The sequence below is a fragment of the uncultured Sutterella sp. genome (assembly GCF_937923675.1).
Lineage (GTDB): Bacteria > Pseudomonadota > Gammaproteobacteria > Burkholderiales > Burkholderiaceae_F > Sutterella.
Window position 1 is genome coordinate 1 of record NZ_CALDXB010000057.1, and the last position, 21927, is coordinate 21927.

At 62.2% G+C, this 21927-nt stretch carries 19 protein-coding genes and 1 pseudogene; 9 read left to right on the forward strand and 11 right to left on the reverse strand.

Annotated features, from left to right (window positions below; all coding sequences use genetic code 11):
• A pseudogene (locus Q0106_RS06765) lies at positions 1-555 on the reverse strand (hypothetical protein); the annotation flags it as partial.
• A 119-nt stretch (positions 556-674) separates the two neighbouring features.
• On the opposite strand from Q0106_RS06765, the gene Q0106_RS06770 reads away from it, so the two are divergent.
• Together Q0106_RS06770 and Q0106_RS06775 are read left to right on the forward strand one after the other, a co-directional pair.
• The gene (locus tag Q0106_RS06770; RefSeq protein ID WP_297610663.1) at positions 675-2141 is read left to right on the forward strand and encodes an FAD-dependent oxidoreductase; all 1467 of its coding nucleotides are present in this window, start codon (positions 675-677) and stop codon (positions 2139-2141) included.
• Between the two features lie 13 nt (positions 2142-2154).
• Entirely contained in the window at positions 2155-2484 is a 330-nt protein-coding gene (locus Q0106_RS06775) for a cytochrome c3 family protein (RefSeq protein WP_297610667.1), read from the forward strand.
• 111 nt (positions 2485-2595) lie between these two features.
• On the opposite strand, the gene Q0106_RS06780 is transcribed toward Q0106_RS06775, so the two are convergent.
• The 9 genes from Q0106_RS06780 to Q0106_RS06820 form a co-directional block, all read right to left on the reverse strand.
• Positions 2596-4068, reverse strand: a complete 1473-nt coding sequence (locus Q0106_RS06780) for an aldehyde dehydrogenase family protein (RefSeq protein ID WP_297610670.1) — start codon at positions 4066-4068, stop codon at positions 2596-2598.
• Positions 4069-4418: 350 nt separating this feature from the next.
• Positions 4419-5543: a methyltransferase gene (locus tag Q0106_RS06785; protein ID WP_297610673.1), complete on the reverse strand. Its 1125-nt coding sequence runs from the start codon at positions 5541-5543 to the stop codon at positions 4419-4421.
• 19 nt (positions 5544-5562) lie between these two features.
• Positions 5563-6501 carry a hypothetical protein gene (locus Q0106_RS06790; protein ID WP_297610676.1) on the reverse strand — a complete coding sequence of 313 codons (939 nt, stop codon included), beginning with the start codon at positions 6499-6501 and terminating at the stop codon, positions 5563-5565.
• Positions 6502-6507: 6 nt separating this feature from the next.
• Positions 6508-6744, reverse strand: coding sequence for a hypothetical protein (locus tag Q0106_RS06795; protein ID WP_297610679.1), 237 nt, complete (start codon positions 6742-6744; stop codon positions 6508-6510).
• 6 nt (positions 6745-6750) lie between these two features.
• Entirely contained in the window at positions 6751-8004 is a 1254-nt protein-coding gene (locus Q0106_RS06800) for a beta-ketoacyl-ACP synthase (RefSeq protein WP_297610682.1), read from the reverse strand.
• Positions 8004-8792: a 3-oxoacyl-ACP reductase FabG gene (fabG, locus tag Q0106_RS06805; RefSeq protein ID WP_297610684.1), complete on the reverse strand. Its 789-nt coding sequence runs from the start codon at positions 8790-8792 to the stop codon at positions 8004-8006. Before fabG ends, Q0106_RS06800 begins: the two co-directional genes overlap by 1 nt.
• An 86-nt stretch (positions 8793-8878) precedes the next feature.
• Positions 8879-9376 carry a hypothetical protein gene (locus Q0106_RS06810; protein WP_297610688.1) on the reverse strand — a complete coding sequence of 166 codons (498 nt, stop codon included), beginning with the start codon at positions 9374-9376 and terminating at the stop codon, positions 8879-8881.
• Positions 9373-10566, reverse strand: coding sequence for a beta-ketoacyl synthase N-terminal-like domain-containing protein (locus Q0106_RS06815; RefSeq protein ID WP_297610691.1), 1194 nt, complete (start codon positions 10564-10566; stop codon positions 9373-9375). The genes Q0106_RS06810 and Q0106_RS06815 overlap by 4 nt, the downstream gene beginning before the upstream one ends.
• Positions 10567-10624: 58 nt before the next feature.
• Positions 10625-11416, reverse strand: a complete 792-nt coding sequence (locus Q0106_RS06820) for a nucleotide pyrophosphohydrolase (protein ID WP_297610694.1) — start codon at positions 11414-11416, stop codon at positions 10625-10627.
• Positions 11417-11572: 156 nt separating this feature from the next.
• On the opposite strand from Q0106_RS06820, the gene Q0106_RS06825 reads away from it, so the two are divergent.
• The 7 genes from Q0106_RS06825 to ccmI all read left to right on the forward strand — a co-directional run bounded on the left by Q0106_RS06825 (position 11573) and on the right by ccmI (position 20416).
• The gene (locus Q0106_RS06825; protein WP_297610697.1) at positions 11573-12322 is read left to right on the forward strand and encodes an endonuclease; all 750 of its coding nucleotides are present in this window, start codon (positions 11573-11575) and stop codon (positions 12320-12322) included.
• 179 nt (positions 12323-12501) lie between these two features.
• Positions 12502-13881, forward strand: a complete 1380-nt coding sequence (locus tag Q0106_RS06830; protein ID WP_297610701.1) for a hypothetical protein — start codon at positions 12502-12504, stop codon at positions 13879-13881.
• Between the two features lie 226 nt (positions 13882-14107).
• Positions 14108-15586 carry an amidohydrolase gene (locus tag Q0106_RS06835; RefSeq protein ID WP_297610703.1) on the forward strand — a complete coding sequence of 493 codons (1479 nt, stop codon included), beginning with the start codon at positions 14108-14110 and terminating at the stop codon, positions 15584-15586.
• A 217-nt stretch (positions 15587-15803) separates the two neighbouring features.
• Positions 15804-16616, forward strand: a complete 813-nt coding sequence (locus Q0106_RS06840) for a peptidylprolyl isomerase (protein ID WP_152158807.1) — start codon at positions 15804-15806, stop codon at positions 16614-16616.
• A gap of 157 nt (positions 16617-16773) precedes the next feature.
• Positions 16774-18726 (forward strand): heme lyase CcmF/NrfE family subunit, encoded by a 1953-nt coding sequence (locus Q0106_RS06845; protein ID WP_297610706.1) that lies wholly within the window; start codon positions 16774-16776, stop codon positions 18724-18726.
• Between the two features lie 5 nt (positions 18727-18731).
• Positions 18732-19406, forward strand: a complete 675-nt coding sequence (locus Q0106_RS06850; protein ID WP_297610709.1) for a cytochrome c-type biogenesis protein — start codon at positions 18732-18734, stop codon at positions 19404-19406.
• A gap of 8 nt (positions 19407-19414) precedes the next feature.
• Positions 19415-20416: a c-type cytochrome biogenesis protein CcmI gene (gene ccmI / locus Q0106_RS06855; RefSeq protein ID WP_297610712.1), complete on the forward strand. Its 1002-nt coding sequence runs from the start codon at positions 19415-19417 to the stop codon at positions 20414-20416.
• 82 nt (positions 20417-20498) lie between these two features.
• Here the strand turns inward: ccmI and Q0106_RS06860 are convergent, their stop codons facing one another.
• Positions 20499-21785, reverse strand: coding sequence for a M20/M25/M40 family metallo-hydrolase (locus tag Q0106_RS06860; RefSeq protein WP_297610715.1), 1287 nt, complete (start codon positions 21783-21785; stop codon positions 20499-20501).
• Positions 21786-21927 lie beyond the last annotated feature (142 nt).

A 21927-nucleotide genomic window follows, 5' to 3' on the forward strand; every position in this document is an offset into this window, starting at 1 on the left:
GAGAGCTGAACAAAGGAACCACCCCGGTAAAATTGGTGGATTCCAGCTAACGGTTATGAAGAGTGCGCCTTCCGCGTGATTGGGATCTGGAGCAAAGGAGGACACAACTGTGGCAAGGTCTCTCGCGCCGCCGCCGAGCATGCGTCCGTATGTGCCGGCAGAACTGAGCACCAGATCTGCATCGCCGATATCTTTGGTTTCGCCGGAATAGACCCTGGCTGAGAAATTGCCCCGACCGAACGTCTTGCGGAATATTTCGATGGTGTCTTCCACCACCGGGTAGTGAATGTTGGGTTTGGCGAACTGCGTGACGAGGAGCTTCACTACAGGCCGGGCTGCGTCGACAGGACCTTCGGGCGACGCAATTTCTTCTCCGATGACGTAGGGCGGCGAAGATGGAGAGGTCGAGGGTGCCTCAGCAAAAGCAGGGGCAATCAGGATCACGAGGACGAGCGAAGGGAGGAGCAGCTTCACGGCATTTGAGAGAAAGAGAGAGCTTTGATTGAATTTTATGGAAAGAAGGGCTTCCTTTCGAAATTCTGAGTGCAGAGGCATTTTCAAAAGCATGCCTCTAGACAACGGTCACGATGCCTAGGCATGCATTCGGGAAAGAATCCTCCTGTCGGTTGGCTTCTCATAAGAGATGCCGGAAAACCTAAAAAAGGAAGAAGAAAATGATTTCCCGTCGTAATCTCCTGAGAGGATCTGTAGCTATTTCGGCTGCCGGTCCGCTTATCCCCGCTGCCGCAGCCGCTCATAAAGACCCCAAGGAACGTGATGCGTACGACGTCGTCATCCTCGGCGCCGGTACGGCCGGCCTGGTTGCAGCCATTGAGGCGCATGACCTGGGCCTCAAGCCTGTCGTGCTTGAAAAGATGGACTATGCAGCAGGCAATTCCCTCTATGCTTCGGGCGGGATTGCCGCCTGGGGAACGCCTCAGCAAAAGGCTGAAGGCCATGAGGAAAGCTGTGAAGCATTCCGCGCCGATATGATGAAGGTGTCGGAAAACCGCGCTGATCCCGCTCTTGTCGATACGTACGTCGCGCACATCGGCGAAGATCTTGAGTGGCTGAAAAGCCATGTCGGCGTCAAGTTCGGCAAGATCGGCCGCAAGCCGTGGCCGCTTCTCTACCGGATGCACAACGTGGACGGCAAGGGGCTGACCGGCGGTGCGAGGCTGATCCGCGATCTGCTTAAAGCTCTTCAGGACCGCGGCATTCCATTGCTTTTCAATACAAAAGCAATGGAGCTCATTACTGACGAGCATTTCCGCGTTTCAGGCGTCAGAACGGTTACGGATGACGGGTGGAAGAATTTCTATGCCAGGGACGGCGTTCTCATAGCGACGGGCGGCTTTTCCGGCAGCCGGGAAATGCTCTGCCGCTACATGGGCGGTCCGCTTTCCCGGCTCGTTCTCCGCGGCTCTCCCTACGTGACGGGAGAAAACATTCTTCTCACGGCTCCCCTCGGCGCCAAATTCGTTCACATGGATCAGTTTCACTGCGGCCCGATCGTTGAGGAAACGCATGCGAATCCGAATTTCGTGATCGACGCCGGCGTAGGCCTTGATGTAGACGTGCGCGGCAAGCGCTTCATGGACGAGATCTATACCTACACGCAGAAATCCATGGCAACGGCCACAAGAACGCCGGAGAACCTCGCCTACCATTTGATTGACAGTCATTGGCCCAAAGCGGCTGCTGCGGCTAAAAAAATCATCGAAATGAAGACCAAAGTGCTGGTCGCAGATACGCCGGAAGAGCTTGCAGCGAAGATGGGGCTTGAGCCCAGGGTTTTGACGGATTTGTTTGCCGAATTCAACAGGGCGCTTAAGGAAGGGCGGCTGAAGGAAATGAATCCTCCGTGCTCACTGGATGAGCCTACGCCTCTTGATCAGGGGCCGTTCTATGCATTCCCCTTCCAGGGAGGCATTACGGCGACCTTCGGCGGGCCGAAGATCAACGAAAAGGCGCAGATCATGACCAATGAGGATCGTCCGATAAAAGGTCTCTATGCAGCGGGAAATGCTGCGGGCGGTCTTTTCTACGGCAACTATATCGGCGGAACTCAGTTGGGCGGTTCTCTGGTGTTCGGGCGCATTGCTGCCCGGCAGATGGCTTTGTCGCACAGAATGGGCTAAGGGGGAAGGAAAAATGAAAAAAGAGCTGTTTTGCATTCTTGGTCTGTTATGCCTCTCAGGAGCTCTCGCGGCGCAGCCGGCAACGGCTGATCGTCATGCGGCGCGCGGAATGGGCTGCGAGTCATGCCACGCAGACAATGACAAAACGAGGCCGGTACGCAAGGATGCCTGCCTCAAATGCCATGGGAGCTATGAAGCAATGGCCAGAAGAACGGAGAAGGTGGTTCCCAATCCGCACTTCAATCATTACGGGGACCGCGACTGCACGACCTGTCACAAGGGTCATCAGCAAAGCGTTGTTTCCTGCAATGCGTGTCATCAGTTTGACCTGAAGACGCCCTGATTGACGAGTCTCTGAGGCAGAAAAAAACGGGAAGGCGCGGCGCAAACCGTCCTTCCCGTTCAGAGCTTCTGCAGCAAGCTCACCCCGGATCCCGGGATGAGCCGTCATTCATCAGAAGAAGCCGCGCTTCTTTTCCGAGAGGCTCACGTAGATGTTCTTCATCTGGCTGTAGTGCTCAAGGATCACCTTGTGCGTCTCGCGGCCGATGCCGGACTTCTTGTAGCCGCCGAAGGGCGTGTGGGCCGGGAGTTCGTTGTAGGTGTTGACCCACATGCGGCCCGTGCGCACGCCGCGGGCAACGCGGAAGGCGCGGTTGATGTCGCGCGTCCAGACGGCGCCGCCGAGACCGTACTCGGAGTCGTTCGCCATGGCGAGGACTTCTTCCTCGGTCCTGAACTTCACGACGCAGGCGACCGGCCCGAAGATTTCCTCCTGGCAGACCTTCATCGAGTTCTCGCAGTCGACGAGGAGGGTCGGGCGCATGAAGGCGCCCTTCATGCCGGGAACCTGAGCGCGTTCGCCGCCCGTGAGGACGCGAGCGCCTTCCTTCTTCGCCTCCTCGACCCAGCCGAGGATCTTCTCGAGCTGGCGTTCATTCACCTGGGAGCCCATCTGGGTATCCATCGACATGGGGTTGCCGACCTTCACCTTGCTGAAGGCTTCGGCGAGCTTCGCGACGAATTCGTCGTAGATCCCTTCCTGCACGAAGATGCGCGAGCCCGCGCAGCAGACCTGGCCTTGGTTGAAGAGGATGCCGATCTGGGCGCCTTCAATCGCCTTGTCCATCTGGCAGTCGTTGAAGTAGATGTTGGCGGATTTCCCGCCGAGTTCGAGCGTTGCCGGGATGATCTGCTTCGCGGCGGCGAGGCCCACGTCGCGGCCGACTTCGGTCGAGCCAGTGAAGGCGAGCTTGTCGAAGCCGGGGTTCTCGAGCATCGCCTGGCCCGAAACGGAGCCGCGGCCGGTAATCACGTTGACGACGCCCGGCGGGAGGATTTCATTGAGGATTTCGCCGAGAACGTTGAGCGAAAGCGGCGTCGTCGACGAGGACTTGATGACGACGGTGTTGCCGGCGGCAATCGCCGGGGCAATCTTCCAGGCGCCCATCAGAAGCGGGAAGTTCCACGGAACAATCTGACCGACAACGCCGATCGGCTCGCGCAGAATGATCGAGAGCGTGTTTTCGTCGATCATCGTGGCTTCGCCTTCATCGGCGCGGATGCAGCCCGCGAAGTAGCGGAAGTGGTCCGAGGAGAGCGGCACGTCGACGAGCGTGGTCTCGCGGATGGGCTTGCCGTTGTCGAGCGTTTCAACCGCGGCGAGCTCCTTCGCGCGTTCGTCGATCCTGTCGGCAATTTTGAGAAGAAGCGCGGCGCGTTCCTGAACGGACTTCGCGGCCCAGGCGGGCTGAGCGGCGCGCGCGGCCTTCACGGCGCGCTCAACGTCGGCGGCGGTGGCGTCGGCGCAGGTTGCAAGCTTTTCGCCCGTGGCGGGGTTGAACGTATCGAACGTGCGGCCACCTTCGGCCTCGACCCATTCGCCGTTGATGAGAAGACCGTAGCGTTCCTTGATGTACTGAGTCATGGAAATGCTCCTAAAAACTTTTCCTGAAATTTCACTGCAAAAGGGGAGAAATCCGGGAGGATTCGTCCGGTTTCGCTTCTCTTGTTGAGAAAAGATTAGGAGCGGGCGGATTCAATTGGAATCAGCCGGAGGAAGGGGATTGAGCTTTTCTCGAACTAGTCCTTCAGACCGAAGAAGAAACCCGGGCCGCATCAAAAAGACGAGTCTTGGGCCGGATTGCCTTCTGCGAGAAGGAAGCACAAATATTTACAGGCAAGTCAATGCTTTCCTATCGAGCCGATAGGACTCGGGGAAGGTTCAGAGAAGGCTCAGGGCGGGCCGGCGCTTCCGGGGAAAGCGCTGGCACGCGGTCAGGAAGCGTCCCGTGGGCTGAGGATGAAGAGCGTATGCGATACGCCGAGGTCCGGGTGCTCGGACTCGATGACGAAGCCCGCGGCGTCAAAGATGCGCCTCAGTTCAGCCCCGTTAAAGAATTTGCTGTTGCCGTTCGCGAGCACGGTGAAGTAGAGGCTCGTTGCGGCGAGCGACAATTCAGCCGCCCGGTGGCGCTGCTCGTCGACGACGGGTTCGAGCACGGCGAGGCGCGAATTTCCTGCCATCGCGCGCCGCGTGCGCGTGAGGATGCTCACGGCTTCCGCTTCAGAGAAGCAGTCGAGGAACTGGCTCATCCAGTAGAGATCGGCCCCGAGCGCCAGCGGACGATCGGTGAGTTCGTCTGAAGTCAGCCAGTCGATGGCAACGCCCGAGAGTCTCTCCCGCACCTGGGCGAGCTCGGGTCTTTGGGGCAGTGCGTCGACCTCGACCGGGAGATCCGCAATGACGGCCTTCGCACTGGGGAAGCGCAGGAGGAAGGCCTTCGAGAAGCGTCCGGTATTGCCGCCGATGTCGACGAGCTTGCCGGGACCGTTCTCGGGGAACATCCGGGCAAGAATATTGAGCGCTCCCCCGTAGGCCTGGTCGCTGTGCCAGTGATCGAACCCGAACCAGGCGCTTTTGGCTTCCTCAGGGAGCTCCGGCAGATGCGGATAGATGGTCTTCCATCCCGGGTTGAAGGCTTTGAGACCCGCGGGCTTCCCTTCAGCAAGTGCTTCCCGCGTAAAGGCAAGCCCCGCATAGCAGACGGATTCGGAGAAGAAGAAGTTCGCCCGCGTCATCTCGTCGTAGACGAGGAGGTCGCCCGTCGGAGTGGTTTTGAGACCCCGTCCGGATTTCCCGTTCCCATCGCCTTCATTCAGGGCCGTCCGCTCGAGAATCCCGGCGGGCACGAGCATGTCGGTCACAACCTCGGCCGCATAAGCCGTCATGCCGGCTTTCTTTGCCGCAGCGTCTGAAGAAATGCCGGGGTTTTCGGCGATGACCCTGAGAAGCCCGAAGCGAAGCGCCGCTGCGGCGGCCTGAAAGATCAAAGGCGCAAAGGCAAGGCGCTGCGCGCTTTCAAGGGTCTCAAGGTAGTTCGGACGGTTTCTGCGAAGCATGACGATCGACCAGAAAAAATCAAAGGAAGGCGCGGACGTGGGAGCGGAATTCCTCAAGGAGCGCCTCAGGGGAAAGCGTGAGGATCTCTACCGACCGTTCGGCCGGGAAGCCGAGCAGCGTAAGGTGTCCGGCAGGGGTTTCGAGAAACTCGATGGGGACGGCTCTGCCGGCGGGATCCCGGGCGACGAGTCCCTTTTCCCAGAGCACCTCGACCTCGGGCGGACGGGCGTATTTGGAAAGAAGCTCCTCGTGCGCGGGGGAGGCGGCAGCGGACTTCCTGTCCTCGCCGTTATATTTCTGCGCGCATTCGATCGCGCCCCAGGCGGCGAGGAAGGCTTCATCGGCACGGCGGGCGTCGGTCTTCTGAAGTTCCCGGATGGCGTCTGCAAAGTCTTCGCCGAGGGCGAATTCCGCGAGACCTGAGAGCCGTTCGTGGGTCTTCAGAATCTCGAGGTCGATCCCGGCGCGGCGGCGCGAGAGGCTCGCGGCCACGCCTTCCTCCGTGTGCGCAATGGCGATGCGCCCGAAGGGGCGACCTTCATAGTCGGCAAGAAGCGGCCCTTCCGGGGGCTGCTCGCGCAGGAAGTAGGAGCCCGAGGACACTTCAGACGCAATGTTGGCGAGCCGCTGCGCGAGAAGTCTCCCGTAGAGGCTCTGACGGCGGCGGCGGGGATTCTGAAAGCGCGAGAGGCGCGAGCGCGTCTGGGCGGGAAGCATCGCTTCGAGCTCGCCCTCAAGCGCGGGGTCAATCTCCTCGGGGAGCTTCGTCACGAGAACGACGCCTCCTTCCGGGGGTTCGGGCTCCCAGGCTTCGTCGTCAATGTCGGCGAGAAGCTCCCCGGGGTCGTCGAAGTCGGGGGCGAAAAGTTCGCCGAGAACCGCCCTTGAACGGTCGCCCTCCGAAAAGGCTGCCGGCTTCAGAAATCTGAGGCCGCTGAGGTCGATTGGCATTGGCATGACGAATCAGTCCCCGAGCCTGCGGAAGATGAGGCTCTCCTCGGGGAGCTTCGTCACGAGAACGACGCCTCCTTCCGGGGGTTCGGGCTCCCAGGCTTCGTCGTCAATGTCGGCGAGAAGCTCCCCGGGGTCGTCGAAGTCGGGGGCGAAAAGTTCGCCGAGAACCGCCCTTGAACGGTCGCCCTCCGAAAAGGCTGCCGGCTTCAGAAATCTGAGGCCGCTGAGGTCGATTGGCATTGGCATGACGAATCAGTCCCCGAGCCTGCGGAAGATGAGGCTCGTATTGATGCCGCCGAAGGCAAAGTTGTTGCTCATCACTGCCCGCTGCGGGAGTTCGCGCACCTGGTCGCGGACGTATGCGAGCGGCGCGCAGGCGGGATCCGGATTTTCGAGGTTCAGAACCGGCGAGACAAAGCCTTCGAGCATGCCGCGGATCGCGAAGATCGCTTCAAGCGCGCCGCAGGCGCCGAGCGTGTGGCCCATGTGCCCCTTGTAGGTGGTGTAGGGCGTATTGCCGCCGAAAACCTCAAAGGTCGCATGGCTTTCCGCCACGTCGCCGCGGTCGGTAGCCGTGCCGTGACCGTTCACGAGGTCGATGTCGGCGGGCTCCATCCCGGCATCCTCGAGCGCGAGCCGCATGGCGGCGGCCATCTGGGCGGACTCGGGGCTCGTGATGTGGGCGCCGTCGGCATTGGTGCCGTAGCCCGCCACCTCGGCGTAGATCCTTGCACCCCGCGCTCTGGCGTGTTCGTACTCCTCGAGAATGAGGGCGCCGGAGCCTTCGCCCACGACGAGGCCGTCGCGGTCCCGGTCAAAGGGCCGCGGCGTATGCGAGGGATCGTCGTTCCAGCGCACGCTCGTTGCAAAGAGCGTGTCGAAAATGGCGGCGTCCGTGGCGTCAAGCTCTTCGCACCCGCCCGCGATCATCACGTCCGCGCGGCCCGTGGCAATGGCTTCGTAGGCGGATCCGATTCCCTGGGAGCCCGACGTGCAGGCCGAGGAGGTCGTGCAGATCCGGCCCTTGCAGCCGAAGAAAACGCTGATGTTGACGGGAGCCGTGTGCGCCATCATGCGCACGTATGTGGTGGCCGTGATGCCGCGGCAGCTCGAGGACAGAATGAGATGCGCGAGTTCGGCGACGGCGGCGGGCTGTCCGGCGGACGACCCGAAGGCGACGCCCGTCCTGGGCGAAGCGATGACGGGGTCGTCGAGGAGCCCCGAATCAATCAGCGCATCGCGGGCGGTTTTAACCGCCATCAGGGCAACGCGGCCCATCGAGCGCGTGCGCTTTCGGGTGAAGACTGCAGGATCGAGCTCGAAAGGCGCGGCCGGCGCCGCAACGCGCGTATTAAGGTCCTCGAGCTTTTCCCATTCCGTCATGTGGCGGATGCCGCTTTTGTTGGCCTTAAGGGACGCGCGCACCTCTTCCCAGGTCGAGCCGATCGGGGAGATGGCGGCCATGCCGGTGACGACCACGCGGCGGGGAGTACTGGGGAGCTTCATCAGAAAATGCCTCCCGAAACCGGAATGACGGCGCGGGTGATGTAGCCCGCTTCGTCGGAAAGGAGAAAGGCGGCGAGACCGGCGACTTCCTCGGGCTTTCCGAGGCGCCGCATGGGGACGTAGGGAAGAATCCGCTCGCGGTCCTCCGCCGTCACCATGTCGGTGTCGATGACGCCGGGCGCGATGACGTTGACCGTGATGCCGCGGGAGGCAAGCTCGGCCGAAAGTGCCTTGGCCGCGCCGATGAGGCCCGCCTTGGCGGCGGAATAGTTGGTCTGGCCGCGCGTGCCCGTGATGCCGGAAACCGAGCTCATCACGATGATGCGGCCTGCGCGCCTTCTCGCCATCGGGAGAATCAGGGGCTTCAAAACGTTGTAGAAGCCCCCGAGGTCCGTTTCGAGCACGAGATCCCAGTCTTCCTCGCTCATGCCGGCCAAGGGGCCGTCGCGGTTGATGCCGGCGTTGAGGATCACGCCCCAGAAGGGGCCGTGTTCGGCCGTGAATCCGGCAAGCGCCGTCTGCGCCGCCGCGCGGTCTGTGACGTCGAAGAAGAGCGCATGGGCCTTGACGCCCAGTTCTTCCAGGGCCTGGAGCACCTCGTCCGCCTGGGGCGAAGGCTTTCTCCCTGTAATCACGACTTCATAGCCCTCGCGCGCGATGCGAAGCGCCATGGCGCGTCCGATGCCGCGCGTGGCGCCGGTGATCAGAACGCGGCGCGGGCCGGTTTCAGCTTCAGCTTTCCTCTGGCGGATCACGCCGGTTGCGGCTGCCGGGGAAGAAGGAGACATAGTGCAGGAATTCGAAAAAGGACTAAAGGTGAAAATTCTATTTCGGGAGCGCGCCTTCGCGCAGGGAATCCCGGGCTCCGGATTCGCTACTCAAGTCGGTCGAAATAGCCTTCCGGAGGATTGAAGACGTTGAGGAGCGCCCGGCCGGCCGGCTCCTCCCGCGATTCGTCGCCCTGGGGGCAGACCGTCACGCGGCAGTCAAACTGCCAGAGACCTTCGTCGCTCTCGAAGCTCTTTTCCACGCTGCAGAGGAGCACGTCGCCCGGAAGAAAAGAGGGGCGGTCGAATTCCATTCTGCGCGTCCCGAGAAGAAGCCCCGCGCCGGGAGCCCGGCCGTTGATGCGCTCGATGCGGCCGGCGTAAATGCCGATGGTCTGGGCCATGACTTCAATGAGCGCTAGGGCCGGAAAGCGCCCCTCGTCGTCGACCGCAATGGCGTCGCTTCTGACAACCGTGCGGGACTTCGCGCCCTGGTCGTCCGCCGAGAGCACCTCATCAATGAAGCGCATCGGGGGCTCCTGGGCAATGAAGTCGCCTGCAGGCGCCGGGTATGTGAATCCGGCATCAGCCGGAGAATCGGTCACTGGCATTTTTCAAAAAGGAGTGCGGCGTTGCTGCCGCCGAAGGCAAAGGCGGAGACGAGGATCCGGGGAACGGCGAGTTCGCGGAGGGCGTCGGCACCCGTGAGCGACCTGAGGAACGCTTCGGGCATCTTCCCGTCGGCAAATTCGCGCTCGCCCGCGAAGAAATTGAAGGGGAGCTTCCCGCCTTTTTCAAGGAGCGCGCAGGCGCAGGCCGCATTCATGGCTCCCGCGCCCGCGAGCTGGTGCCCGACGGCGCGCTTGAGGGACGCTGCCGGAACGCCGGGAAGGAGCTCCGCCATCACGCGCGCTTCCATGGCGTCGTTCTGTTCGGTCGCCGTCCCGTGAAGGAGCGCAAAGCCTGTTTCAGAGGGCTTGACGCCGCCCAGAGCTTCAAGGATTGCGCGTTTCGCGCCGTCGCCCGTCGGGTCCGGGGCGCAGATGTGGTGCGCGTCCGAGGATTCGCCGAAGCCGCGAAGCATCACGGAAGCATCGGGGAACTTCTTTCTCGCGGTCGTCATGAGGAGAAAGCCGCCGCCTTCCGCAAGGTGAAGGCCCGTGCGGTCGCTGCGGAAGGGCTTCGCGCGTTCAGAACTTCTCGCGCCCAGCGCGGAGAACCCCGCGAGGGTCATGGGCGAAAGCACGTCGAGGCCGCCTGCGATCACCGCCTTCACGCGGCCGCGCGCGAGAAGCCGTGCGCCCTCCGCAATGGCCTTGGCGCCCGCCGTGCAGGCCGTGGAAACGGTAAAGACCGGGCCGGCAATGCCGAACGCGCGGGCGATCACGGGCGCCGTGCGGCCGATTTCCATCATGCGCCAGCGCTTCAGGGGGGAAGCTTCGTTTTCCCGGATGCGCTCCGCAGCCTCGGGCGTCCCCGCCGTGGTGGCGCCGAAGATGAAGCCGATCCCGGAAGGGTCGACGCCGGCGGAACGCGCGCGTTCAAAAAGCGGCGCCGTGAGGGCAAGTGCAAGAAGGAGTTCGCGGGATAAATCTTCTTCCTCAATGCCGAGGTCCCGGGCAATGCGGCGGCCTTTCTGCAGCACCGCTTCGGGGGCACTCCCTTCGGGCGCTTCTCCAAAAGGCTCGGGCGATGAGAGGCGCTCGAGGAACTTCTCCGGATCGTCGCCGAGGACGGAGAGCATCGTCGAAGCGGGAATCAGAATGGTCGGATTCGAGCCGGAAGGCATGGGCATCAGAAAAGCAGAGAATCGGTAAAAGGAGAATTATAGGAAGGTCGGAATCGGGACCTGACTACTCTGCAGGTGCGCCCGCCTTGCGGGAAAGGACCTCGAGCGCAGCCGCAAGAACCCCCGAATCCGCCGCCGCGAGAATGACGCCGTCGCGAATGTGCTCGAGTCGCGCGAGGCGGCCGAGAAAAAGAATGAGGCCGGGAAGGCCGAGGGCCTCGAGCTGAGCCCGGTCCGGCCTCTCGGGGAAGTCCCTGGGGAGCGCCTCTGCAATTTCTTCCGGGGAATAAAGCGCGGCGAGGTTCTTCTCCAGCGCTTCCGCGTTCCGCCAGAAGTCGATGGTTTCGCGGGCGTAGCGCACGAAGTAGATCCGGTTGTCGGAAGCCGCCGCCCATTCGCCCGCTCGGGTTTTGGCGAGAAACGACCGGAACCCGAGGAGCGCCTTCATTTGAGGAGCCTCAGTGAGCGCTTCGCGCCGGCGGGCCTTGTCCCGCAGCGCCTCATAGGCCTCAATCGATCCGTCGGTTCCTAGCGCTTCCTTTGGGTAGCGCGATTCGAGCACGGCAAGCTTCGCTGAAATCGCCGCGTCGAGGTTCACGCCGAGCCTGTCGGCCATCAGGATGAGATAGGAAGCGACGTCGGCGATTTCGGAAGCGGCCGCCGCTTTTTCGCGCGGCGTGAGTTCGGCTTCCGGTGCCTTCCATTGAAAGCATTCGAGAAGCTCGGCGGCCTCAATGACGACGGATTCCGCAAGGTTTTTCGGACTATGGTGCTGCGCCCAGCCGCGGGAATCTCTAAAGCGGAGAAGCGCTTCAGCCGTAGCGTGGGAAATGCCGTTGGGAAGTGATGACTGCATGCTTGGATGGCGGAGAGAAAGGCCGCTCGAATTTTGTTACGCGCTTTGCCGCGCAGGCGCTCTAATATTCGCTCTCCGAATGGGGAGAGCAGACGGAAGCGTGAGGCTTCTGTCCGGCGTCTCCTCAAGAGTTTAGCTTCCGGGACAGATTTTCAAATGCCGCTTTTAAAGAAAACCGCTTTCGGCCTTCTTCTCGCCTTTGCTGCGGGACTTGCCGCCGCAGCCGGGAATACGCAGATCGAATCCTTCAATCAGGCAAAGAAGACGCTCGAGCGCGAGGTCTATCAGGACCACCGCATCACGTTTTACTGCCAGGCCCCCTTCGACAGCAAAAAGAACATCACGCTTCCCCCCGGCTTCACGACCCCGAAGCATGAGAAGCGCGCGCACCGCATTGAGTGGGAGCACGTGGTTCCGGCGGAAAACTTCGGGCGCGCCTTCAGCGAGTGGCGCGACGGCGCTGATGTCTGCGTCGACAATAAGGGCCGGAACTTCAAGGGCAGAAAGTGTGCTGAAAAGGCGAACCGCGAATACCGCCTGATGCAGAGCGACCTCTACAACCTCTATCCGGCGATCGGCGCCGTGAATGCGCTCCGCTCCAACTACAACTACGCGCTCCTCCCGGACGTGCCGGCCACCTTCGGCTCCTGCCCGATGAAGGTTTCCGGCAACCGCGCGGAACCGCCGGAATATACGCGCGGCGCCATTGCGCGAACGACGCTCTACATGGCGGAGAGCTATCCGAAATACCGGCTCTCGAATCAGCAGCGCCAGCTCATGGAAGCCTGGAACCGCATGTATAAGCCCGACGAGTGGGAATGCCTGCGCGCGAAGCGCATCGCGCGCATTCAGGGGAACGAAAACCATTTCGTGACGGACGCCTGCCGCGCGGCCGGGATCCGCTGACGGATGCTCCGCGGGCTTTTCTGACTTTTGAGGAAACGCCTTTTAACGCTTTTTCCTTCTGCGGGCGCATTCAGAGGCGCCCGCAGGGCGCGGCCCTCGCGTAAGATTGAGGCCGTTTTTCAGGTTTCGGCAGAAACTTTCTTCCCCAGGCCTGAGGCTTAATGAAGGTGGCTTTTCGCATGCATCGGCTCTATGGATTCATTCGGGCGCATTCAGGTGTCGTTCTGGTTGTCCTCGCGGCAGCGCTGGCGGCTGAGGCAGGCTTCATCTGCTGGCAGCGGTCCGTGCAGGCGGAAATCATCAACCGCATCGTTGAAGGGGACGACCTCCCGCCTGAGGTGCTGATAACGTCCACGCCGGTGGAGGAGAGCCTCTTCGTGAGGCGCGACCGCCTTCACGTCATCGTCGCCTCGAGCGTCTTTTCATCGGATTCCTCAGCGGCGCCCCTGACGCTCGACTTCGACGTCGTGGCGCATTTCGGCCCCTTCGGGCTTAACGGCGACATCTACCCCCTTAATTCCACGGCGAGCACGGCGGAGCTCCTCGTGAAGCTCGCCGGCACGCACCCGCGGCTCGCGATCCGATATCACTACGCCGTCTTCGCGCAGGAACTGCGCATTACTGCGACCGCCGCGCCCTTCGACATGCAGCTCGATGCCGTCGAACGCGGGGTCGGCCCCGTTTCCTGGAGCCTTGCGGCGAGAAAGCCCGTTGCCCTGAGGCTTGCGCTCACGAAAAACGACGGCCTCAAAGCCGATATCGAAGCGCCTGAGGTCTCGGGAAGCTTCACGGATCCCGCCGCCAATATTCTCAAGGGAAGCGCAGAAAATGTGAAGGTTGCGGCGAGCCTCAGGCTTGCCGGGAAAACGCCGGGCGACTGGTACATCAGGACGCTTCACGGGACGGCCCGGAAGGGCGGCTTCGACGCCGGCGACTGGCGCGGCGCGCTTACGGGCAAGTTCACCGGAATTACCGCCTCGGTCGAGGAAAATCCCTCCGACCTTGAGGAGGGACGTCTTTCAGGCAGCTATGCCCTGCGGGCAGGAACCTTCAACGTGGGCGTCGATTCCTCGCATCCGGGTCTCGACAAGCACGTGGCCGGAGAGGACTTTATTCTGAGATTCACGGCCGACCGGGTTCCCTCGGAGCTCTTCACGTCGCTCGACGAATACCGCATCGGGAGGCTTCTCACGGAGTCGGGCCCGATGCACCTCAGAATTGATGAATTCGCGATGCGCTCCATCGGCAGGGAAGGCGGCGCGAAGTTCACGGCAGACCTCACCGCCCGGGAGGCGGATAAGTCCGGGAAGCCTTCTCTTCTTCGCGCGATGCCGCTCGCCGCTTCGGACGGAACGTTTGCCCCCGATGAGAAAGCGGCCGATCTCGACTGGAAGTTCTCCGTCGATGCGCCCGAGTCGCTCGTCGACCTCGCCGAAATCATTCTTCACGGCGCACGGCCCGACATGCGCAGCCTTTCCCTCAAATCGCTGATGGAGCCCTCTCAGGAAAAAGGCGTCTGGCATTACCGTGCGGATCGCTCGAGCGCAGCGACGCCATGACCGTCTTTTTCGGCGGCATACGCAATTTCCGAAGTCTCATCTGAAGAGATTAATCCTGGGTTCCTTGAAAAAGTATTGAAAAATCAAAAGAGTATTGGAAAACCCCGGGTTTGCCGGTGTTCAGGGGATGGTGCGCAATGTTAGAATGCGGGGTATAAAAATACGCAAATCCCCTTAATGCATCCACGCGGTACCTTTGGGCGCGGATGATTTGGAGCTTCCCCCAATGTCCCCAGCCCGAATCGAGACAAGAGAACCCGCCGCCGAACAGGCGTCCGCCCCGGCGCGGACGCGGTCCCGGCGCGCTCAGAAGGCGTCTCAGACGACTCCTCAGACGCCGCCGGCAGAACCAAAGACGACCGAATCGAAGGCGGCCGCGACCGTTTCCGATCTGATGAATCGTCCGCACCTTCTTCCCGGCTGGGTTGATCCGGTATCGTTCGAGGATCTCGTCGCCGCCCGGCGCGACATTCACAGAACGCCCGAGCCCGGCTGGAGCGAATTCATCGCGACGGCAAGGCTTGCAGAGGCCTTCCGCAGCGCGGGCTTTTCGGTGACCTACGGTCCGCAGTTCATTGCGCCGCAGTTTGTCCGCGGGCGCGATCCGGATGAGGTCGAAAAGGGACGGCGCTTCGCGCTCGAGGTGGGCGTGCCGCCCGAGGAAATCCGCCGCATCGGCGATTATCCGGGGCTTCTTGCCGCCTGGGACACGGGCCGGCCTGGTCGCACGATCGCGATCCGCATCGAATTGGACGCTCTTGCCGTTGAGGAGCCCGAAAGCCCGGCGCATCTGCCCTTCAGGGAGGGGTTTGCCTCCGTCAGGCACGGCGTCATGCATGCCTGCGGCCACGACGGCCATCAGGCCGTGGCGATGGCGCTCGCGCGCTTCATCGGCGCCAACGCAGAGCGCCTCGCCGGGAAGATCATCTTCATCTGCCAGCCCGCTGAGGAAGGCTCCCGCGGCGCTTATCCGATTCTGCAGTCCGGAGTGCTTCACGGCGTCGACACGATTTTCTGCGGCCATATTGCGCCGGAGCTTGAGGTCGGGGAAGTGGTGGCCGAGCCCACAAAGCTCCTTTCGACCACGAAGATCGACTTTGAATTCACGGGCCGGGCTGCGCACGCGGGCGCGCACCCGCAGGCCGGCCGCAATGCGCTTCTCGCCGCGGCCAATGCCGCCATCAACATCATGGCGCTCCCGCGTCACGAGGACGGCATGACGCGCGTGAACGTCGGCCAGCTCCATGCGGGCGAAGGCAGAAACATCGTGCCCTCGCATGCCTGGATGGAGGTTGAGGTGCGCGGCGAAAACGCCGCCGTCAACCGCGACCTTGCTGCTGACGCGCTTCTGCGCGCTCAGGGCGCGGCAATGAGCTACGGCGTTGAATGCCGGCAGAAGATCGTGGGCGAGGCGATCGACTTCGTCCCCGATGCGGCTATTTCTCAGCTCATCACCGTCTGCGCGAGGCGCGCGAGAGGCTGCGTGAAGGTCGTTCCCTACTGGGCCGTCAACAGTTCCGACGACGGGACGCTTCTCATGCGCTCCGTCCAGGATGCGGGCGGAAAGGCCGGCTACTTCATCGTGGGCGGCGCCTTTGCGGGAAATGCCGTCAAGCCCGCAGTTGATTTTGATGAGCGCGCGCTGGTGACCCTCTACGACACGTGGACCAACCTCATCGTGGCGCTCCTCGGCAACTGGCGCTGAAGGCCCTGAAAGTCTGGCGGAGAAGCGGCGGAACGCAGGCGAAAAGCCGCCGCATTCTGCTTGGGACCTAGTCTGTAAGGTTGGCTAAATCTTCTCCGCGTATAAATCCTTCCATTCAGGGTTCCCGTCCGGAGCGGCTTCTCGGAGAGGCCGCTCTTAATTCAAGAGACCCGCGGGAACTTCATAAGGGATGTTCACCAGAAGGATCAGACACAAAATGATGAAGACTACGATCGCCGCTGCGCTCGCCCTCGCTCTTGCCTCCGGCGCCGCCATGGCCGAATTCAAGGACTTCACGGTCAACGGCCAGCTCGTCACCAAGGCCCAGCAGGAAGCGCTTGCGAGCGAAGCCATCTCGAGCAATCCCAATCCGCATGAAATGATCTCGAACCCGCAGATCGAGGATCAGGTCCGCCAGATGATGATCGAGCAGGTCGTCATGGGCGAATATGCCCGCAAGCAGGGCATCGACAAGCTCCCCGAAGTTCAGGCCGACGTTGCCCGCGCGACCAACATGGTTCTTGAGAACCATGCCGTGCGCGAATTCCTGAAGAAGAACCCGGTCACCGAAAAGGAAATCGAGGCTCAGTACAAGCAGGAAGCCGACCGCTGGGGCGACAAGGAAGTCCGCGTCCGCCACATCCTCGTGAAGTCGGCCGACGAAGCGAAGAAGCTCATCGCTGAAATCAACAAGGGCGCTTCCTTTGCGAAGCTCGCCGCCGAGAAGTCTCTCGACGACGGCTCCAAGGACGTTGGCGGCATCCTCGACTGGCAGTCTCCCTCCGTCTACACGGGCCAGCTCGCCGAAGCGATCCGCGGCCTGAAGAAGGGCGAAATGGCCAAGGAACCCGTGCAGTCGCCTGCCGGCTTCCACATCGTCAAGGTTGAGGACGAACGTCCCGCCCAGCTCTTCCCGAAGTTTGAAGACCGCAAGGAAGAGCTCCGCCACCTCCTCATGCAGCGCAAGGTCCAGCAGTTCATTCATGAACAGATCCTTCGCGCTGACGTCAAGGACGTTGCCGCCAAGTAATGTCTGACGAGCGGGGAGGCTCATCGGCAGCCTCTCCGGAGCCAGATGCCTCGAGCGCCGTCCGCGCCGCATTCCCGAATACGGATCGGGGCGGAGCAGGGCGGCGTTTTCGTGTTTGATCAATCCCAAGAACTCCCCGGAGAAGAGGAGATCCACCGTGACAGCAGAGATCGGGCATTTCGCCCTTATCCTGGCGCTTGTCATCAGTGCCGTAGGGGGCCTCCTGACGCTGGCGGGCGCGCAGCTTGACGTCAGAAGCTGGATGCGCACCGGTGCGGCGGCCGCCATTACGCTCGCCCTTGCCGCAACCCTTTCGATCGGTTCGCTTGCCTACGCATTCGTGACGAGCGATTTTTCGATCCTCAACGTAGCGAAGAATTCCAACGACGCGCTGCCGTGGTTCTACAAGCTCGCCGCCGTCTGGGGCTCGCACGAGGGCTCGATCCTCTTCTGGGTTTCGACGCTCACCTGGTGGATTCTCGCCGTGGCGCTCTCGGCGAGAAAGCTCCCCGAGAAGGTGCTCGCGCGCATTCTGGGGACGCTCTTTCTCATCGCGTTCGGGCTCTACCTCTTCATCCTCACGACCTCGAACCCGTTCCTGAGGCTCTTTCCGCCTGCGCCCCAGGGTGCGGACCTGAATCCGCTCCTGCAGGATCCGGGGATGATCTTCCATCCGCCGCTCCTCTACTTAGGGTACGTGGGCTTCGCGGTTCCCTTCGCCTTCGCGGTTGCGGCGCTCCTGGGCGGCCGGCTCGACATCGCCTGGGCGCGCTGGATGCGTCCCTGGACGACCGCTTCCTGGGTGCTCCTCACGCTCGGCATCAGCCTCGGCTCCTACTGGAGCTACTACGAGCTCGGCTGGGGCGGCTGGTGGGCCTGGGACCCGGTGGAGAATTCCTCCTTCATGCCGTGGCTTACCGGCACGGCGCTCATGCATTCGCTTGCCGTGACGGAAAAGCGCGGCGCCTTCAAGATCTGGACGGTCTTCCTCGCGATCCTCACCTTTTCGCTGTCGCTCCTCGGCACCTTCCTCGTGCGTTCGGGCGTTCTCACGTCGGTTCACGCCTTTGCGTCCGACCCGACCCGCGGCATGTTCATTCTCGTCTTCCTCTGCATCGTGATCGGGGTGTCGTTCCTCCTCTTTGCGTCCAAGGCGAGCTCGGTCGGGAGCATCTCGACCTTCGGGTGGATCTCGCGCGAGTCGCTCCTCATGGGGAACAACCTCCTCCTCGTGGTCGGGATGGCGATCGTTCTCCTCGGAACCCTTTATCCGCTCTTCCTTGACGCCGTGGGCGGAGGCAGGATCACCGTGGGCGGGCCGTACTTTGATGCGGTCTTCGGAAGCTCCATGGTGCCGCTGTCGCTCCTCCTCCCGATCGGCGCCGTCTGCGCCTGGCGCATGCAGGACGCCGGAAAGCTCGGCCGGATGCTTGCGCCCGCCTTTGCGGCTTCCGTCATTCTCGGCATCGCGACCCCCTTCATGCTCGGCAGCTGGGACGCCGTCATGGCGCTCGCCGCCTTCCTCGCCTGCTGGATTCTCTTCGGCGCCGTCACCGACTGGGTGCGCTACGCCCGTACGGCGCGCGCGCAGAAGCGGAGCGTCTTCGGGCAGACCCTGCCCTGGTGGGGCATGCATTTGGCGCACCTGGGGCTCGCCATGCTGATCTTCGGCGCGGTTGCGGTGTCGGAATATCAGGTTGAGCGTAATGTGACCATGAATCCGAAGGACGTGGTCACGGTGCGCGACGTCACCTTCCAGTACAACGGCTGGGTGGAGTACCGCGGTCCCAACTACACGGCCGCGAAGGGCTCGATCTCCGTGCTCGATGCTTCCACGGGCAAGGAAATTGCGCTCCTTGAACCCGAAAAGAGAAACTACGACTCCGTCACCTCGATGTCGATGACGGAAGCCGCCATCATTCACCGTCCGCATGAAGACGTCTACGTGTCGCTTGCGACCCCGACGCAGGACGGCAACGGCTGGGTCGTGCGCGCCTACGTGAAGCCTTTCGTGCTTTTCATCTGGATCGGCACGCTCTTCATGTCCGCGGGCGGCATTCTCGCCATGTTCGACCGCCGCCGCAGAACCGACGACAGAAAGGGAGCCTGAAGGAAATGACCATGAATACTTTCAAGGGAACCATTTTCGCCCTCGGGCTTGCGCTCCTTTCAGCGACGGCGCTTGAGGCGGCGGCAGCGGAAAATTCCGCTCCGCAGATGGGGTCGGTGACGGCAACGGAAAAGTCGCGCTCGGCCCAGGCCTTCATGGATGCGGCCGGGATGGCCGCCTCGGGCGGGGCTCCCTCGGTGGATCTTCAGAGCCTGAAGCCCTCCGAGGCGAGGCCCTCTGAATTCGATCCGAAGGCCAATCCCAGGGTTTATGAAATCAGCACGCAGCTGAGGTGCCTCGTCTGCGCGAACGAAACGATTGCCGAATCGAACGCGCAGCTCGCCATCGACCTGAGGCGCGAGGTTGCCGAACAGGTGAAGGCCGGCAAGACCGACGACGAGATCATCGACTTCATGGTCGACCGCTACGGCGACTACGTGCTCTTCAAGCCCCCCTTCAAGGCGAAGACGTGGCTCCTCTGGCTCGGGCCCGGCGTCTTCTTCCTCCTCGCTCTCTGGGGCATGACGCGCATCGTCGTCACCCGTCGGGCGCAGGCGCTTCAGCGCCGCCGCGAGGCGACGCCTGAGGCGGTCGAGCGCGCGAAGAAAATCCTCCGGGGCGAACTCATCTTCGAGAAGGGCGAGGTAAAGCCCAACCCGAACTATCGACCTGAAATCTGACGAGGGGCATGATGAAGTACGAAATTATTTTCTGCGTTGTCGCCATCCTCCTGATGGCGGGCGTGATCGGGCTCTTCGCCTGGCGGCTCCTTTCGGGGAAGTCGAACAGGGAAGGCGAATGGACGCGAACGGCCGAAAACATCGCGAGCCTCAGGGACGAATACGATCATCTCGTTGAGTTGAGAAAGGCGGGCCGCGTTTCGGACAAGGACTTCTTCGACCGCGAGGATGAGCTGGCGCTGCGCGTGATAGACGAGACCGCGCCCGAGACGGCCGAAAAGCACCGCAACGTCGAGCATTTCCCGCTCGTTACCGCTGCGGCGCTTGCCGTCATCATTCCGGCGACCTCAATCGGCGCCTACCTCTGGTACGGCGACTTCTCGTCGCTCGACGAAAAGGCGATCGAGCAGATCCGCACGACCCGCGAGCAGGCGAGGTCGGAGCGCAATATGACGGAAACGGTGGCGTCGCTTGAAGCCTCCGTGGAAAAGAATCGCGACAACCTGGAAGCGTGGGAGATTTTGGCCGAGCAGTACAACGCCACGGGGAACCTTTCCCAGGCGGAGCTTGCGTACGAAAACGTGACGCGGCTTGCGCCTAAGAACGCCAACGCCTGGGCCGAGCTCGCGGACATCAAGATTGCGCTTGATCCCTCAAGCCTCGTGAAGGCGGGTGAGCTCGCCAAAAAGGCGCTTGAAATCGATCCCTGGCACCAGAAGGCGCTCATGATCGGCGCCGCGGCGGCCTTCGAAGAGGGCGACTACAAAAATTCCGCGATCTACTTCAACCGTTTGCTCACGCAGATTCCGGAAGGAAACGAAGTCCATGACGCATTGGCGCAGCAGCTCCAGATGACGCTCGATGCGGGCGGCCTCAAGTCCGTTCCGCCGGATCCTGCGGGAAAGAAGCCTGAGAGCGACCTCGACAAGATGATGAAGATGGGCGGCGGCATGTCGGCCGCTCCTGAAATGGGCGAGGACGGCGTGGGGCTCAATCCCCTGAAGCGCTGACGGTTTTCAGAAGAAAAGAAAAAACCTCCGGACGGATCTGATGGTCTTCCGGAGGTTTTTTTCGGGTCAGTGCGGGTCTTTTTTAAGCTTTTCCGTGCTCCCGCACCGGGAGCATCGGGTCGGTGGCGTCCGTGCCGACGAGAGCGAGCGCCGAGAGCATGATGAGCTGCGGCCCGAGATGAATGTCGACGGCGTCGAAGTATTCATGAATCGTATGCGTGCGCATCTGCTTCCCGCCCGCGGAGAGGCAGGTGGAGGGAATGCCCATGCTCATGGGCTTGTTGGCGTCGGTGGAGGAGAAGCCGTAGTTGGTGAGCGGAATTCCGAGCTCTGCCTGCGCGGCGCGCGAAGCCTGAAGGACCGGGCAGTCGTGGGGCCTCATGCCCGCCGGACGGTCGCCGATCATCTCCTCGACGAGGCGGAGCTTCTTTTCGGGATCCGTAATCCCCCAGATGCGGTTTTCTTCCTCAACGCCGGCGGCGAACGCCTCGCGGATTTCCTTTTCGAGCTTAAGCATCGGCTCCATCGCGAGACTGCGGATGTCGACGTCGACGGAGCATTCCGCTGCAATGGTGTTGACGGACGTCCCGCCCCGGATCGTGCCGATCGTGAAGGTCGTCTTCGGCTCACCGGGGACCTTGAGGTAGGCGACCTTTGCGCCCGCAATGCAGATCGCGTGAATGGCGCTCGGCGTGACGCCGAAGGCGCCGTAGCTGTGTCCGCCCGGCCCCTTCACGGTGAAGCGCCAGCGGTGCGAGCCGATGGCGCCGTAGAGGATGCGGCCCACGTCCGTGTTGTCGACGGCGAGAAGCCCGTCGACGGGAAGTCCCGACTTGTCGAAGAGGTACTTCGAACCCCGGATGTCGCCGAGGCCCTCTTCGCCCACGGTGCCCATGAAGAGGATGCTCCCCTTCGTGCGGATGCCCGCCGCCTTCATGGCGCGAAGGGTCTCGAGCACGGCGCGCAGCCCCGCGCAGTTGTCGCCGATGCCGGGCCCGTAATAGCGGTTTCCTTCCTGTCGCACCGAGACGTCGGTCCCTTCCGGGAAAACCGTATCCATGTGCGCGCCGATCGCGAGAAGCGGACCCTTCGGGTCCGTTCCCTGCCAGCGGCCGACGACGTTTCCGATGCCGTCGATCGCCACATCCTCGAGCCCGCATTCGTGCATGAGCTCGACGATGCGCTTTGCGCGCACTTCTTCCTTGAAAGTGGGCGCCGGAATTTCGCAGAGCTCGACCTGGAGCCGGATGGCGGCGTCCGTGCGGTCGTGAATGTATTCGAGCGCCTTCTGAACCTCGGGGAGTCCCGCAATGGTCTCGAGCGCATCCCGGGCCGCGGGTGAAATCGGAGGAATGTTTGCCTGCGTCATCTTGAGCTTCTCCTTTTGAGCATTAAGAGCATGAATGGCGGACGGCAAAAATCATGCGCTTTCATGCGAAGTTTTTCCAGAAGAGAATTCCCGGGGCGGCGGGTTTACGCAATAGGAGGTAGTCAATAGACGCTTTCAATAG

Bases quoted from the DNA above. Each gene is read 5' to 3' on its own strand.
- Q0106_RS06820 (WP_297610694.1), bottom strand. From the start codon at position 11,416: ATGCAGTCATCACTTCCCAACGGCATTTCCCACGCTACGGCTGAAGCG.
- Q0106_RS06770 (WP_297610663.1), top strand. From the start codon at position 675: ATGATTTCCCGTCGTAATCTCCTGAGAGGATCTGTAGCTATTTCGGCT.
- Q0106_RS06860 (WP_297610715.1), bottom strand. From the start codon at position 21,785: ATGACGCAGGCAAACATTCCTCCGATTTCACCCGCGGCCCGGGATGCG.
- Q0106_RS06840 (WP_152158807.1), top strand. From the start codon at position 15,804: ATGATGAAGACTACGATCGCCGCTGCGCTCGCCCTCGCTCTTGCCTCC.
- Q0106_RS06785 (WP_297610673.1), bottom strand. From the start codon at position 5,543: ATGCTTCGCAGAAACCGTCCGAACTACCTTGAGACCCTTGAAAGCGCG.
- Q0106_RS06780 (WP_297610670.1), bottom strand. From the start codon at position 4,068: ATGACTCAGTACATCAAGGAACGCTACGGTCTTCTCATCAACGGCGAA.
- ccmI (WP_297610712.1), top strand. From the start codon at position 19,415: ATGATGAAGTACGAAATTATTTTCTGCGTTGTCGCCATCCTCCTGATG.
- Q0106_RS06790 (WP_297610676.1), bottom strand. From the start codon at position 6,501: ATGCCAATGCCAATCGACCTCAGCGGCCTCAGATTTCTGAAGCCGGCA.
- Q0106_RS06825 (WP_297610697.1), top strand. From the start codon at position 11,573: ATGCCGCTTTTAAAGAAAACCGCTTTCGGCCTTCTTCTCGCCTTTGCT.
- fabG (WP_297610684.1), bottom strand. From the start codon at position 8,792: ATGTCTCCTTCTTCCCCGGCAGCCGCAACCGGCGTGATCCGCCAGAGG.
- Q0106_RS06815 (WP_297610691.1), bottom strand. From the start codon at position 10,566: ATGCCCATGCCTTCCGGCTCGAATCCGACCATTCTGATTCCCGCTTCG.
- Q0106_RS06775 (WP_297610667.1), top strand. From the start codon at position 2,155: ATGAAAAAAGAGCTGTTTTGCATTCTTGGTCTGTTATGCCTCTCAGGA.
- Q0106_RS06830 (WP_297610701.1), top strand. From the start codon at position 12,502: ATGCATCGGCTCTATGGATTCATTCGGGCGCATTCAGGTGTCGTTCTG.
- Q0106_RS06795 (WP_297610679.1), bottom strand. From the start codon at position 6,744: ATGCCAATGCCAATCGACCTCAGCGGCCTCAGATTTCTGAAGCCGGCA.
- Q0106_RS06850 (WP_297610709.1), top strand. From the start codon at position 18,732: ATGACCATGAATACTTTCAAGGGAACCATTTTCGCCCTCGGGCTTGCG.
- Q0106_RS06800 (WP_297610682.1), bottom strand. From the start codon at position 8,004: ATGAAGCTCCCCAGTACTCCCCGCCGCGTGGTCGTCACCGGCATGGCC.
- Q0106_RS06835 (WP_297610703.1), top strand. From the start codon at position 14,108: ATGTCCCCAGCCCGAATCGAGACAAGAGAACCCGCCGCCGAACAGGCG.